The sequence below is a fragment of the Reichenbachiella sp. genome (genome assembly GCF_039969095.1).
Classification (GTDB): domain Bacteria; phylum Bacteroidota; class Bacteroidia; order Cytophagales; family Cyclobacteriaceae; genus Reichenbachiella.
This window is the reverse complement of sequence record NZ_JBDVOL010000010.1, coordinates 70919-87340: the sequence shown is the minus strand read 5'-3', so window position 1 is coordinate 87340 and position 16422 is coordinate 70919. Positions and strand designations below refer to the sequence as shown.

6 protein-coding genes are annotated in these 16422 nt (G+C 38.9%); 1 reads left to right on the top strand and 5 read right to left on the bottom strand.

Translation table 11 applies throughout. The features are described from left to right. Positions 1-135: 135 nt before the first annotated feature. A complete protein-coding gene (locus ABJH98_RS03685; RefSeq protein WP_348306278.1) occupies positions 136-10683 on the bottom strand; it encodes a T9SS type A sorting domain-containing protein in 10548 nt (3515 codons plus the stop codon). 478 nt (positions 10684-11161) lie between these two features. On the opposite strand from ABJH98_RS03685, the gene ABJH98_RS03680 reads away from it, so the two are divergent. Beyond that, positions 11162-12061, top strand: a complete 900-nt coding sequence (locus tag ABJH98_RS03680) for a flavin reductase family protein (protein WP_348306277.1) — start codon at positions 11162-11164, stop codon at positions 12059-12061. Between the two features lie 7 nt (positions 12062-12068). Here ABJH98_RS03680 and ABJH98_RS03675 read toward each other — a convergent pair whose 3' ends face one another. From ABJH98_RS03675 to ABJH98_RS03660, 4 genes are all read right to left on the bottom strand, one after another. Then, positions 12069-13004, bottom strand: coding sequence for a polysaccharide lyase family 7 protein (locus tag ABJH98_RS03675; RefSeq protein ID WP_348306276.1), 936 nt, complete (start codon positions 13002-13004; stop codon positions 12069-12071). A gap of 34 nt (positions 13005-13038) precedes the next feature. Next, positions 13039-13944, bottom strand: a complete 906-nt coding sequence (locus tag ABJH98_RS03670) for a polysaccharide lyase family 7 protein (RefSeq protein ID WP_348306275.1) — start codon at positions 13942-13944, stop codon at positions 13039-13041. Positions 13945-14034: 90 nt separating this feature from the next. Next, positions 14035-14793, bottom strand: coding sequence for an SDR family NAD(P)-dependent oxidoreductase (locus tag ABJH98_RS03665; RefSeq protein ID WP_348306274.1), 759 nt, complete (start codon positions 14791-14793; stop codon positions 14035-14037). A 353-nt stretch (positions 14794-15146) separates the two neighbouring features. After that, complete coding sequence (locus ABJH98_RS03660) at positions 15147-16418, bottom strand: MFS transporter (RefSeq protein ID WP_348306273.1); 1272 nt, start codon at positions 16416-16418, stop codon at positions 15147-15149. Positions 16419-16422: the final 4 nt, after the last annotated feature.

Genomic DNA, 16422 nt, shown 5'->3' with positions numbered 1-16422 from the left:
TAAAAGTGATCTTTGATCATTCATTTTAAGTATTGTTGATCCCGACCTAACCGTCGGGATTTTTTATTTCTAAGGGCAAAAAAGCCCTAAATTCCATGATTAGGGCTTTTTTAAAAATATCTCAGGCTAGTTATCCTAATGCGCAATAAGGATCTTTTTCATTTCAAAACTCATTCCTTCATTTCGAATTGACATAAAATACAATCCATTAGGAAAATCATTTGTTTCTACACTAAATCCAGGCTCACCAGAAGCTGCTAAACCTTTTCTATAAATTCTACCAGACTGATCAAATATCACCCAATCAGTCGTCCCTGAAAATGCTTGATTAAATTTCACAAACAATTCAGAATCAGATGGATTTGGAAAGAGGTTAAAGTCTCCCATTTGTGCAATATCATCGTCGACATTAGTTATTGATGATGTGTTTTTGCCGTTTAACAAATCGTCCGATACGTCCAGACTCAATGCTTGATAAATTTCCTTGGTAATATTATTTTGAATTATTACTACAGCAGACAACTCTGAATCATCTAGAATATTACTTAGCTCCCATTCGAAATACATTAAATTATCCGTACCAAGTGGCAGAGAAGATCCAGGTATCAATTCACTATCAAGCTCAACATATTCTCCGGACCCATCAGGCAATACTTTTCGTACCACATGATCCAATTCGCTAAATAACTCTTCCCCATCAACTACGATTGATTGAGCTACTGAATTTTCCAAGACTATCAAGTAAGCCCTAAATTCACTCTCAGCTGCAAAATTATCAGTCGCGATAAATTCTATGGTTCCTTTAATATTAGTCTCAGTGGCACTCGGATCAGCAGTAACTATTATTTCAAAACCTGGATCCTTTAAAGAATTAAGCCCCAAATCTCTATTATCCCATGTCAAATCACCGGATTTACCAGACGAATTAGATCCGCCAGTATTTCCGTCCAACACAGATGTGACATCATCAATATTGTAATAAATTGATCTTGCACTTGGTCCAGCAGGGTTCACAATGTTAATAGGGTCTTCAAATCCCAAATCAGTGTGATAAGCTACCAATATGGCATCCTCTGCAGTACTAGATGTATTTAGAATTTCTTCAATTGAATTCTTCAATGTTGCTGTAGGTGTATTTATTTCCCCCTCTAAGTCATCTTCTGACACGCTCACAAACTGTTCTATCACTACTCCTTTAGACCTTTCCAGAATTTCAAAATCATCGAATGCGAATCCGAAATTTTCTGATTTATCAGTATCTGATGTACTTGCCATAGCAAACCTAAACCTTACATAGTTCAATCTGGTCTCATCGAAATTTCCGTCATCATCATAACCAATTTCATCCAAGCTGTGTCTTGCACTAGTCCAAGCCTCACTATTTTCACTACCCGACCAACCTACCGATTGATCTGCATCATCATTTGAAGTAGATTGTTGCTCACCTGGATCAGAACCAACATTATCAGAATTGTACCATTCAATCCCGGTGCTTTCACCTTCTATATAACCACCTAAGGTCTTCCATTTCTGACCTCTGTCTACAGAATACTGAACAACTACTCCATCTTTAGCATCTTCAAAATCAAATATTGCACTAAATTTCATCATAGGCTTTTCCAAAGTACTCAAATCAAATGTAGGAGAGTACAACCATGAATTCTCATCTTGATAATAATGTGAGCCATTAACTGCTGTAGTAGACCAAACCCAATCATCGGCATCAGTTGCTTTTTCAGTATCATCTCCAAGATCTATTTCTACCCAATTCCAGCTAGACTCTCGTAGGGCAGCATCTGGATCTACACTCACCAGTGCTACTTCATCTTCTAGTAAAGTTTCTGAATACCATCCATCAGTATTCATATCAAAACTACCGCTCGAAAAGCCCTGAAAATAAGGATTTTCAGCAGTGACTTCAATTGAAGGAATAATGTTTACATTTCGAATTAAGGTAGTATTACAATCATTTTCTGTAATCATTTGAATTGACACTTCATAGATTCCAGCTGAGGTATAGGTGTAATAAAAAGGATCAAAATCATCATCTGCTAAAATTTCGGCCTCTGAAGTTTCACCAGCAGCTATTTCGCTCGCCTGTGGCACGTCATACCAAAGTGTATCCGCTCCATTATAGAAAACCAAAGCTATGCTGTCAATTTTATCACTTCCTAAAAGGACTTCGTTCACATAAAATGAAGTTTGTTGATTTACGGATACTGTGTCCCATACAAAAGCCACTGTTGGACTTATAAGTATAGGTACATCTTGTCGAGTCAAAGCATTATCTGCAGTGCTACATCCACCATCAATGGTAGTAACAGCGGAGGTTGTAGTTGCAATTACAAATGCTTCGAATACTTCTTCTTCCTGTCCATCTGGAACTACAAAAGTTTTGGTTACATCTTGCCCTGTATCTGTACCTTCGCTACCTCCACTAGGATCGAAGAAAGCCCATGTGTAGCTAAGGTCTTCTAAACTGTATGGAGAATCACTATTGACTAAATTAGACTCAAAGACAACTGCTGGTGACTCACACCCACCCAAAATATCAAAACTAACTTCTGGAACGTCGTCAATTTCAATAGTTTTTTCCACCTCAAACACACAATTGTTATCATCAGCATATTCAAATGACAAATCAAAACTTCGACTTACATTTCCAGTAAGAATTGTTTCGCCAAAGTCAGCCACAGAGAAGGTAGCTTCTAAATTAGTATTTGTGGATAGCTCTGAATTATCGACATAAAAACTACCACTTCCATTTCCATCCACATCCCCTGTCAATTCTATGGCCTCTTCATCTTCACATATTCTGAGGGTATTCCCATAATCCGTATTATCCAAGTCCGAGTTGGAGCTATTAAACTTTACAACTGGTAATGGATTTACAGTTATTGTCTTGGTTACAGCATTTGAACATGAAGTTGCAGTAATTGTATAAGAATAAGTAATATCATGATCTGTTGCAGACCCTTGAGTAGTTGCTTCTCCAGCTGCTGTGGCCGCTGCATTTGGATCGAACTCACCTAAATTTGATACCTCTGTCAACCCTCCAGTATCAATAGACCAAGAATCATCTGAACCTGTATAATCCGCCCCATCGACTTGACCTTGCAATGTCACTATTCCATTGTCATTACAATATGCATCCGTAAATGAACTAGTGCCATAATCTACAATATCTACATCGGGGATTCTATTGATGATCACATCTACAGGTAAAGAATTACTTTCACAAAGTTCATCCGTGAGTTGCGTTACATATATTCGAGTTGTAGCATCTGTATCAATGTCTACATCAGTTCTGTTTTCAATAGTAGTAAAAGCTACGGTAGAAGTGGTAGATTCATAAAATGGAGTCAGAGATAATCCATCTGGATCAGATGAGTACCAGCTATATAAAGTCACTCCATCAGCACTGGTTGCCACATTATCAAGATCCAGATTTTCGGCACTCACATCTTGTTCTTGACAATACTCATAAGTATCTGGCCCAGTAGTACCATTGCTACTAAATGCGGCTGAGTTAAATGGAGCAACCGGCTGTGGATATACGGTAACTTCTACAGCTGTCCAATCATCAGAAGGACAACCTACAAAACCAGACTCATCATTTGACCCTATATAATTTCTAACGTGATAGGTATTAACTTCTTTACTACCAGAAATTAAAAAGGTTGAAGAATAACCTAATTCTGCTCTAGTCGCTCTACTGTTATCTGAGGTTGATGTAGTTATAATACTTCCTGTATCAGGGTCTCCTCCTCCATCGTCATTTGCCCATTCATATACATATCCTGTCAGATTTGGAGTTTCAATTTCATCTAGTGTCGCTCCACTACAAAATTTATAAGTATCATCATCTCCAATATCTGCAAAATCTTCAATAACAGGTTGATCAGGAATACTGTGTAGAACAAATGACACTTCAGTTGTATCACTAAACACACCTACAAATTCTGGATTTGTACCAGAGGTATAAGTACTGTCATTTTGAATGTGAACAACATAAATTGTCGTGTCTGTATCAATAGCTCCTGTATAACCAAAATCAGCGGCACTTACGGTGTTAGTAGATATCCTTGTACTATCATCCTTTGCTTCATTTAATAAAACAAAATAGGATCTGAGATCACTGATGTCGTTGGTTAAAACTACATCATCTAAAGTCTCGCCTTCACAATATTCATATATATATCGATTGGTTCCTATTTCTGTAACAGTACCATTGAATGAACCTGAAACATCAATATCTGGTGCATTTGGAGAAGAATAAACTACTGCATTTACTTCTCTAACCTCTGATTCACACCCAACAAATTCTTCATCAGGATCAATTCCTAAATTTGTCCAATCCGTAAAGTAAAACACCTTATTAATACCTCCACTTGGCGAAGATGTTCCATATAATTCTTCAGCTGTAATTGTTTCACCTCCTGATAGATCAGCAATTTCTATTCCTACCGACTTTTCAGCATTTGTATACCAACTAATTGAATCATTTACATTTGAAACTAAATCTGCCACTGTAGCACCAGCACCATACTCTAGCAAGTAGTAATCACTTCCAGCATCTAACCCACCTATTCCGCTCAAATCACTTGCAAATGTCGGTCTGGAAGGTTGAGGATATACTTCAAAGTCTACGGATGATGAATTCGTACAACCTGCATCAGTAATACCCTCTGTTGTATATGAAATTCTAAAAAGTCCTGTTTCATTGGATGCATCTCCGTGTGGATCGGCTGGATCAAAGGAAGTAATTGCTCCTCCAAACACAGTTGTAACATCATCAGCACCACCAAAACCATCTTCATTCACATCCTGAATCAAAGTGTATCCTTGAGATATCACTTCTGTACTTTCTCCTAAATCAGATGAGATAGTCACATAAAGGTCAAATGCATCATCTGTCGCACAGTAATATTCATCAAAAGTATCTGTATCATCTTCATCGTTATCCAGTGTTACTTCAGGAATACTATAAATAATTACTTGTTGTGTGGCCACTTCTGTAATCGCATCATTAGAAGTATCTCTCATTTCCAATGAAAATATTAATGTATCCTGGTCATCTTGATGTGTAGCTGATGGGTCAAATATCCAACCACTGCTTAAATCAGTTGCAGATCCACCTGTAGATACTAAGGCAGGTTTCGTTAGTAATGTCCCACTCACATCTACCACTCCTTCTATATCATCTTTGTATTCGTATATTTTCACATCATAAAATACAAACCCAGCAACACTTGGTACTTCAATATCATAATCACCAGCATCATCATCATTTACCTCAATATTCGATTCATCTTCACAAAATGAAACGTCAGAAACATTGAATACCAATTCAGATGAAATAACTGTAAAGGCAATTGTATACGTTACAGAAATATCATCCACACTTTCACTTAAGGTGTAATCTATTCCATAACTCCCTACACCTACATTGTTAGGTATGAAAGTAGCTTCTGCCAAATTATTATCAGAGTCATCGTAACTTATGCTTGATAAACCTACTCCACTAAATAATCCATCATGGCTATCTGGTAATGATAATTGCAAATCTACACCTACCGTGTTCGCTTCTGACAACGTTGTAGCGTCATCAGACCTCACATCAGAAATCAATGCAATCGCATATAAAGCTCCTGTACTCTCGCATCCACTAGCATTTTCAATTGAGATCCAGAATTTGTTGATCCCAAGATTAGCAGCACTTAGGCCGAAATTCGTTAATGATGGAGTATAAGATGTTGATCCTGTATAATTACCGCCAACTTGCATGGTCAAACCTTCATCACTATAGATTCTAACAATATCACTGGCCAATTCAGCGTATATGGTGATTGGAGTAACAGTTCCATAATTGCCTGTGATGTCCTCATCAACAAATAAAGACACTTCATCGTTGACTACATTACCATTGGCTACATCTGTAGTAATTTCTTCTAAATAAGGAACTCCAGGGTCAGTAGATGTAATGGTCATCTGATCATAAGGTGCAACGCTAGAAAGTGTTGCAAAGACAGGATCATCAGATTCCTCAGCTTGATACAAAGATGAGGTACCTCCCACTCTATCTATTGTTACTCCCGTATATTCCGTTGAACCTGTTCCGTAAATTTCTAGGTCGCTAATGGTCAATTGATCAATTTCGTCATCGGCCAAGTCTTCCATACTGAAAGTAATTCTCACCACTTCATTCGAAACGTAGTCTAAACTTGAAGCATTGATATCTCCTGTTGCATGTGCCACTGAACCAACTGCTGTATTAAATTCAAAACCAGTCGGTAGACCTAACCTCAAAGTGACATTAGAGGTAGAACCTGAGAAGTCTGTAGAAAGCACTTCATCCAATACAATGTCACCTAATACAACTGCATCGCCTTCCAAGCAAATACCAGCTTCCGTCGGAGCTGTGATTAAGACTCCTCCAGTTTGTATAGCTGTAACTGATGTTACGGTGCCAGATACATTGCCTAAAGATTCGTCTTCTGATACCAAATAAACATCATAAACTGAGTTGGCATCTAAAGTTTCTTCTACATAATAATTAGTGGAAGCCAAAGAGACCGTAATTTCTCCATCCGCACCAAAAGTCCCACCTGCTCCAGTAGAATAAGCCCCATCTTGATTTGTCACATCTGCTACTGTAGGCACATTACTCTGTACGCCATCAACATCTCTTTTTACTACTAAATAATGAACACTTCCTGATTCATTCAAATTAACAGTGATGTCGACCACATTATCTATTGCACTAGCTGTTGAAGAGTTAAAAGTAGGGGGCGTATTATCAACCGTATAAGTTTCTTCTGAATTGATTGCTCCCAACGTGTTGTCAGCTAAATCTGTGATATCGTTACCACCATCCATATCTAAATCCAACAATCCATCTCCCGAAACACCAGCAATACTTACGTCAAATACAGTGTTGGCAGTTTGTGTTGCCACAGTAATTCCTCCAGTAGTTGCTGCTCCAGACACAACAAAATCAGAGCCATCAGCACTCACGTTCTCAACTTCTTCGTTGAATGTAACTCTGAAAGTAACAGGACTATCATTTGTTCTTTCTTCTGTGGGAGTGAGGCGTACAATATTTGTAATTTCTGGGTCAGTTTTGTCAATTGTTAAAGTAGTTGCATCATCAGCTCCTGCCGTTTGACCAACCGATCGAATTAAAGTAACAGCAGGATTACCTGCATCATCAGTAAAATCCAAAGTATATTGTAATGTGCCATCAGTGTCCGAACTGCTTACATCATATGTAGCCGTCCATGTGGTAGCATTAGCATCAGACTGATCGTCCCATGTGATAGCGTTATTGATCGCTGCGTTTCCAGACTTTAGAGACATTGATGGTGTATCATTTACATCATCATCGAATACAACACCAATAGTGACTTCATCTCCATCAGTTGCATAGTCAGTGAATGTGGTTCCAAGCGCATCCATAGTTAATGTAGTGACTGCAGGTGCAAAATGATCAAAAACAAAATCAGATGACACTTCAGGAGCTGCGATAGTATTCCCTGCCAAATCATCCACACCATCAATAGATATGGACAGCGTGCCATCTGCTGCACTGTTTACATGAGCGATGTTGTTGATAATAAAACTGTAATTTTGATCATCACCCATGTTCACAAGAGAAACTGAACCTGTTACATTATCGGAGGTTTGTGATGCTGTAGCATCTCCATTGATCTCCAAATCTGAGATATTGATTGTAATGTTTATTTCATCGAATGTGCCATCATCTATTGGCTCATCAAAATACAAATCAAAACTAACTGACGTATCTGAAGTTCCAGAGTCTTTATCTCCAAGTGCTGTATCCTGCCTTGTAATTGTCAAATTCGGGGCCGTGGCATCCACTTCTGTCATGAAGTTCCAATCATCCGTTGTACTAAAACCACCAAAATTGTTAGGGCTAGAAGCCAAATCAACTATAGCACCTTCTTCAATGACAATAGAATAAGTAGCAGAACCAATCAATGGATCTTCTGGAGTGATCGTGAGAGTGGGTGATGCAAATGCAATGATCGATCCATCTGTGATATCAATGTCTATGGTAGTATTTGGAAAAACATCTGTCCTAACTATATAAATCTCATCTCCCCCTAAGTCAACTATATTTACCACTTCACTAAATGTCAATACAAGTGGATCATCCAATCCATGATTTATACCTTCATCAATAGGGTTTAAGCTAGGTATTGGTGCGGATAAATCTACTTCTGACATATCTACTGAACCTGCGAGTGCATTACCTGCTAAATCTACAAATGTGCCTGCTGATTCTACGTATTGAAGGTCTGTAGACCCTAGCGCAGTGCCTTCTGTATATCCAGAAATCGTAAAAGTGACATACACGTCGCTATCCGCTACGTCCAAATCATTGTTTGCAGTAGCAGCATTGACAGCGCTCGCACTTAATGTTCCAGTCGAAAGTGTGAAATCTGCATTTGTAGCCGTAGTTTCATCCATGGCCTCATTCATTTCGATGACCACTTCGTCGATAACACCATTTTCGTCGGTATCGAAGAAATAAGACTCTACAAAAGTTGGGGCGACTTTTTCTGTCAAGTTCGCCACAATAGTTTCCGATGACGACATAGGAACTTCAGTAGCTGTTGAATAAATTTCAGACCCATCTACTGGAAAAAATGTAATAGTCTCAGACCCATTTGGCGTACCAGTTACTGTGAAATTGAATCTAATAGTAGAATAACCTCCCGTACCAAGTGCTCCTCCTCCTGTTTCAGTAATACTTACCGAACCAATCGTCGCCCCAGATCCTCCTACGTCATTATAGGAATACCAAAGCTCACGATTGCTTGCTAACCTTAATTCATCGGTACCACTTCCGGCATCTCTATCTACAGCTTCAGAAAAAGTAATATCAACATAAGTATTTCCCTGATCCACTGAAACGTTAGAAAATGTAACTGGTGTGACTGCATTCAAAGTAATATTTCCCGTAGTCTGTGCTGCATTCATCAAGTTTGGTCCACCATCAGCTACATCTGAACCACTATTTGGAATAATGGAAATAAACTCATTTCCATCAGGAGCACCCGAAACACCTAATACAAATCTAATCACCGATTCTCCACCAGATAATGCAGCATCAGAATTGTTAGTAATATCGTTTAGTGTAACATTCGTAGCCGTACCTCCATTTTGAGTAAAATTTATATCCCAATCTGAAACATCTGATGCAGCTGCACCAGTGTCGTCATAAATACCTTCAGAAAACGTGACGTCTACATAGGCGTTTCCAGAGCTCAAAGAGTAAGAACTAATGGTAGGGCTATTAGCATCTACAGCTGTGGTGTTACCATCTGTAAATGCAGTGACATTATCAGTATTGCCAGCAGCATCCATCAAGGTGATGCTCAAAGGAATATTGCCTGCTGTTTGATCAGTCTCACCTTCCATCACCGTGTAGTCAAAATCATAAGTACCGTCCGCATTGTCTGTGAAATCACCACTGACATCTATGCCGTTGATTGTTGCCGAACTCACGGTCAATCCAGTCTCAAATGAACTCTCTGTGATCGTGACTGTCTGTACATCGCCCACTATCAAGGTTCCACTTGATGGCGAACTAACAACTGTGGTCAGCACAGGTGTGTTAGCGTCTATAGCTGTGGTATTGCCATCAGTAAATGCCGATATGATCGTACTATTGCCTGATGCTTCGGACAATTCAATATTTAATGGAATATTGCCAGCTGTTTGGTCAGTTTCTCCTTCTTGAACAGTATAGGTAAAGGTATAAGTCCCATCTCCTACATCGGATCCTGTACCGCTCACATCAATGCCGTTGACTGTTGCACCATCTATATTTAACCCCGTGACACTGGTGCCTACTGTTATGGTCACTCCATCAGTTACCATCAATGTGCCAGATGTAACTGAAATAGTAGCAGTTGTCAAAGCTGTCGGGCTATTAGCATCTACAGCTGTGGTGTTACCATCTGTAAATGCAGTGACATTATCAGTATTGCCAGCGGCATCCATCAAGGTGATGTTCAAAGGAATATTGCCTGCTGTTTGATCAGTCTCACCTTCCATCACCGTGTAATCAAACTCATAAGTTCCATCAAAATTATCTGTGAATGCACCACTCACATCTATTCCATTAATGGTAGCGGAACTGACTGTCAAACCTGTTTCTGCAGAGTTTTCTGTAATTGTCACCGTCTGCACATCGCCCACTATCAAGGTTCCACTTGATGGAGAACTGACTACCGTAGTAAGCACGGGGGCAGATTTATCAATTGTATAAATATCTTCAGTATATGGGACATTGGTTACAGTTGGTGTCAATCCTGCAGCATTGTCTAGTTCGAGTTCTAAAGTTCCGTCTCCAGTACCTGTGTTAACTGTGATCGTCCAAGTGGTACCAGAACCTGTCACGGTACTAACTGATGAGCCAGAGACTCCACCAGCTTCATTTACAATAAAGTTAGCTGTAGTAAGACCTGAAACACCACTACCCGAAAAAGTAATCACATACTCAACACTTGAACTATTAGATGGGTTGGCATCTTGAGCTAGCAAGGATGTAACTGTTTCTTGAGCTGAAACTACTGAAGAAAGGAATATTAAAACTAGGAGAAATGCATAGTTGTATCTCTTCGATACATAGCTGATGAATAAAGAAATCATAATAGACAATCTTTTATTGAAAATTCTAAAAATCTGACCAATCGAAGTAGCATGACAAATATCGAAACTTTTGGCTAGGTCAAAAAATCGAAACCATTTAATTACTAATTCGTACCCATATTGGCAATAAAATTAACCGGCTTACAATAGTTGTGCCATTGTATTACAATAGATTCTATCTAAAGCACAACGATAAAACGAGTATAATGGTATTTACCCGACTATATTTTTTGTCTAAATATTAATATCTTATATCAGAATATTAATAAACATACTTTAAGGGTATTCAAAACAACTTTAATCATCTCTTTTCCCTTATTATTTATTGAATAGTCGAGCTTAGCAAATAAGCCAACAGCTAAATATCTTCATGATATGATGGAACTAAAGCATAATAATTCTATTCCTTCAAGAGAAAATTCAAATAACTCCTAACATATATTATCTTCATGCTTTAATTGCCAAAGAATTAGACGATATGACTTCAATTGATCCAAAATCGGTTTCCACCGCGCATTTTCATTCTTTACTACTTACGGCTGTGGCTCCACGCCCTATTGCATTTGCGAGTACCGTTGATGAAAAAGGAAATGTGAATTTGAGTCCTTTCAGTTTTTTTAATGCGTTCAGTGCAAATCCACCGATTCTCGTTTTTTCTCCAGCTCGCAGGGTTCGTGATAATACGACAAAGCATACATTAGATAATGTGCTAAAAGTCCCAGAAGTAGTTATCAATATTGTAGACTATCCTATCGTCGAACAGATGTCTTTAGCGAGTACAGAATATGGTGAAGGGGTCAATGAATTCGTGAAGGCGGGGTTTATTGAAGTTCCTTCAGAGAAAATAAAACCACCTAGAGTTAAAGAGTCCCCGGTTGCATTTGAATGCAAAGTGCTAGAAGTGAAATCTATGGGTGAACATGGAGGAGCAGGAAACCTTATCATCTGCGAAATAGTGATGGCGCATGTTCAGAATCATTTGCTCACAGCTGAAAATAAAATAGACCCAACCAGACTTGAACTAGTGGCTCGAATGGGAGGTAACTGGTATACAAAAACGAATGCTGATACTATGTTCGAAATCCCCAAACCACTGACTACCATGGGGATTGGATTTGATCAGTTGCCTGAAAATATCAAAAACAGTGCTGTACTTACGGGCAACAACCTTGGGAGACTGGCTAATGTGGAGCACTTGCCTAATAAAGACGAAATTCTATCATTAGCCAATGAGCCAGAAGTTAGCGCTATCCTTCAGAATTTTGCTGACGATGAAGAAAGCTTGGAAAAAGAACTACATCTATTGGCACAGAAATACCTTCATAATGGCCAGACCCAACAAGCCTGGCAAGTCTTATTACAAGGGGAGTATCTCTAGCTAAGAATCAATGAGTAACTTCTAGTTCATAATATTTCACCTTGGCAAATGCCTCTTCATTAAGCGAAGACAAGTAGTTTCCCGCCTTAAAGTAATTTTCGAATATGCCCCAGCGCTCCATGTGAACATCATCGTATACCATAGTCTGATCATCGTTTAGTGTGATTTCCATTTTACCATCTGAAACCTTCACCTCAAGTGTAAATTTTTCGAAATCAACTTTTTCATCAAAATTGACACCTGTCAAATCACCCCATGCATCGGTATGTAGTGCTTCGGTATCCGTTGCATCTAAATCTTTAAGATATTTGGTATGCACTCGCACATAACCATCATTCCAATAGATTTTGAGTACGGGAGGTGCATTATTGTCATCTTCTCCTATCAAATCCCTCTGCTCATTTGTAAGTCGACCATGAATTTGCATGATAATGGTTCTATGATAATCGCCATTGCTTTCTTTGGTGATGGTGTCCATTGCTAATGTACCTTTCATATATGCCCCTTCAGCGAAGGTCCAGTTCGTATCGTTGCTACCGGGCACCATTTGCTCTCGCAATTCAGTTCTTGAATATTTGGTATTATTGGTTGTAGCACCTGGATAAGTATAAAAAACTAAGCTTCCATCTGTAGAATCATTATACATAAATGGCAACAATGTTTCATTAGTAGCATAATCCAGAATTTCGGGAGGCTCGACCTCTGTAGGATTGCCTATTGGCAAGGTAACTTTCCAATTGTTTAAGTCAATATGGGGCAAGAAATAATCTTCACCTTCGACTCGATCATCCTCTTCTTCCTCTTCCTCCTCCATTTCTTCTTCAGTCTCTTCTTCTTCCTTGCCTGGAGGCTCTGGGTCATCTGACCCGCAGCTAAACATTATCATCATGGATAACGCTATAGTCAATCCTTTTAATCCATCCCAAATCGCCCTTCTTTCCATAATTGAAAATTTATTCTTTCTCCTTTTCCTTTCTTTATTTCAACTTTTCTTTAGCAATAAAAGCTCCATGATCTACTTCAAGTGCATAGAATTTTACTTTCGCAAATGCATTTGGATCTTTGGATTGTAGATAATTGCCTGCTTTAAAATAGTTTTCAAAAACACTCCACTTTTGCATATCAACGCTTTCATATACTTTTGATGATTTCTCATTTAGGACGACTTCTAATCTTCCATTAGAAACTAATACTTCCAAAGTGAACGGTTTATCCCCTACGTATTCAGGAAAATTATAACCTGGATCATCACCCCACGCCTCTTTGCCAAGAATTTGAATTTCGTCTGCGGTCAGGTCTTTAAGGACTTTGGTTTTGACTCTAATATACCCTTTGTCCCAGTAGATTTTCAATATCGGCGGTGCATTGTTGTCCTTTTGCCCTATGCGTGCTTTTTGTTCGTTGGACAATCGTCCATGGATTTGCATCACAATCGTTCGATCAAATTTTCCATTGGCTTGTTTGGATATTTCAGACACAGCCAAAGTACCTTTCATTCTACCTCCTTGCACAAAGGTCCAATTGACACTATTACTACCTGGCTCCATTTGCTCTCGAAGTTCACAGCGAGAATATTTTGTATTTCTGGTTGTGGCTCCTGGTGTGGCATAAAAGACCAAACTACCATCGGTAGAATCATTGAACATATAAGGTTTCAATAATTCATTGTTAGCGTAATCTAATATTTCAGGAGGGCTTACTTCTATTGGTTTGCCTATTGGTAAAGTGACTTTCCAATGAGAAAGGTCAATATTTGGCAATTGATATTCTTTCGCTTTTTGCCCACTCACATACGTACTCGATAATACCAAAAGCACCAAAGTAGATACAGCGCTCAAGGCCAAAGACCTAAAATGATGAGATATTATAACAGATGATAGCATTTGACGAAGATTTTAATTGCTTAAACAACAACCTATCCGCTTTGAGAGGGATTAAAGAGGTTACTAAGTGTAACCTCTTTAATGTTAGTTTTAAATTCCTAAAGCCTGACCACCGCCAATTTGGATGGTTTCAGCAGTAATGAATGAAGCATCCTTGCTTCCTAAGAAAGAAACTACAGAAGCCACTTCTTCCGGCTCACCTATACGACCCAACAAAATATTGTTCTTCCAAGAAGCAAATACTTCTGGCTTAGTTGCCTTGATTTGCGCATGGAACGGTGTATCTATAGTACCAGGAGATACAGCATTTACTCTAATGTTATATTCTGCTAGATCTTTTGCTAATGCTCTTGTGATTGCATGAACGCCTGCTTTAGATGTTCCATAAATCCCAGCTCCTGGGCCACCTGCATTCCAGCCAGCGTTAGAAGTATAATTTATGATTGATGCATTTTCACCTTTCTTAAGGAAAGGAATAGCTGCTCTTGAAGCAAAAAATACAGAGTCGAGGTTTAAAGCCATGACAAATCTATAAAACTCAGTTGTCATTTCTTCGAATCTAGATCTACCGCCTAAGCCACCTGCGTTATTCACAAGAAGATCGATTTTACCATATTTCTCACCTATTTTGGTGATGTTTTCTGTCACTTCTGCTTCGTTGGTCACATCGAACCCATAATATTCTGCTGTAATTCCCTCAGCTGCCAGCTCCTTTACTCGTTCTGCTCCTTTGTCGTCCTCAATACCGTTTAATACAACAGTGTATCCGTCTTGACCTAGTCTTTTTGCTACTGCAAATCCAATTCCGCCTGTAGCTCCTGTAATGACTGCTACTTTATCTTTCGCCATGATATTTCAATTTTTAATTCAGTTATAATTTTTTCAAGGGCTTATTCTTTTCCCAAAAGAAGGCAGCATCCATACCCAGGGTACAAGTAGATTGCCTTTCTATTTCTATGAGCATTAATCAAAGAAGACAGGCATTCAAATAATCTTCCTTTCATCAGACTTGACTTTGTCAAGTCGAATAGCAACTCTCATTTCAATTGTGCTTTCGATAAAAATCAAAAGCTTAAAAGGAATTAATTCGGTCATTTTCTGTAATTATCAAAACCTATTGGCCTAAGTTTTTACTCCTACTTAAAACCACCGAACAATTCCAACAAAACACTTGCAGTCTGCATTTCAGACTGCGCTTATCTTTAATTTTCCTGATCCACAGGTTTTATTTCTTTTGCAAAGAAGTAGATCGACAGTATGCACAATGGTACAAACAAGGCAATCATCACGAAGATTGGGGTATAAGAAAATTTCTCGGTAATCACTGGAACCAAAAAGTTCATGATGATAACTGAAAAGATTCCGACAGTTCCGCCCAATCCAGCCAATGAACCTACAGATTTACCACTAAACAAATCGCTAGGTATAGTTTGGATATTACTAATCACAAACTGAAATCCATAGAGTACAAAGGCTACAATAGCTACAAATTTGACAGCCGTATCTCCGGCAAGAATAGTTGCCACTAGACCTAAGAACATGATCACACATCCGATCAAAATGGTCTTCTTTCTCGCTTGATCTACTGAAGCTCCTTTGATCAGAAGCTGTCCGGAATAATATCCTCCAGATAGACTTCCTAAGGCCGCTCCTACATATGGTACCCAAGCAAAAAATCCAATTTCTTTAACATTAAAACCATAGACATCTGCTAGGTAAATCGGCATCCATCCTACAAATAACCACCAGATAGGCTCTACAAAAAACCTAGAAGCCAAAACAGCCCAAGACTCTCGTTTGGATAATATTTCTGCCATGCTCAATCCTGGCTTATCATCTTGAACACTTGATTCGCTCAAACCTGAAAGAATATGTTGCTTTTCTTCATCAGAAATCCAAGGGTGCTTGCTTGGCACATTTTTATTCATGATCCACCACGGGATAATCCATAGTAGCCCCAAAAGCCCTAATAATACAAAAGTCATTTTCCACCCGATCATGACCCATACAATGGCGATTACGGGAGGTGCTACAATAGATCCTAATGCTGCACCTGAGTTAAATATTCCTTGAGCGAAGGCTCTTTCTTTTACTGGAAACCACTCTGCATTACTTTTAACGGCGCCAGGCCAGTTACCAGCTTCGCCTAATCCCAATAGCACTCTAAACAGACTGAAAGTCATCACTCCTCTGGCGAATGCATGAATAGCAGTGGCTATTCCCCAAACAGTGATAGAAATTACAAACCCAAGTCGAGTGCCAATCTTATCAAACATTTTTCCAGATAGTGATTGACCTACTGCATAGGCTACCAAAAAGACATTCAAGATTATCGCATAATCAGACTTAGTCATTCCCAAATCTTTAGAGATATCTGGCCACATAATTGCAAGCGCAGAGCGATCAATATAATTGATGACCGTGGCTAAACATACTAGCCCTACAATCCACCACCTAAGTCCTTTTATCTTCATAATC

Excerpts from the sequence above, each read along its gene's own strand:
- ABJH98_RS03685 (WP_348306278.1), bottom strand. The coding sequence starts at position 10,683 with ATGATTTCTTTATTCATCAGCTATGTATCGAAGAGATACAACTATGCA.
- ABJH98_RS03680 (WP_348306277.1), top strand. The coding sequence starts at position 11,162 with ATGACTTCAATTGATCCAAAATCGGTTTCCACCGCGCATTTTCATTCT.
- ABJH98_RS03675 (WP_348306276.1), bottom strand. The coding sequence starts at position 13,004 with ATGGAAAGAAGGGCGATTTGGGATGGATTAAAAGGATTGACTATAGCG.
- ABJH98_RS03670 (WP_348306275.1), bottom strand. The coding sequence starts at position 13,944 with ATGCTATCATCTGTTATAATATCTCATCATTTTAGGTCTTTGGCCTTG.
- ABJH98_RS03665 (WP_348306274.1), bottom strand. The coding sequence starts at position 14,793 with ATGGCGAAAGATAAAGTAGCAGTCATTACAGGAGCTACAGGCGGAATT.
- ABJH98_RS03660 (WP_348306273.1), bottom strand. The coding sequence starts at position 16,418 with ATGAAGATAAAAGGACTTAGGTGGTGGATTGTAGGGCTAGTATGTTTA.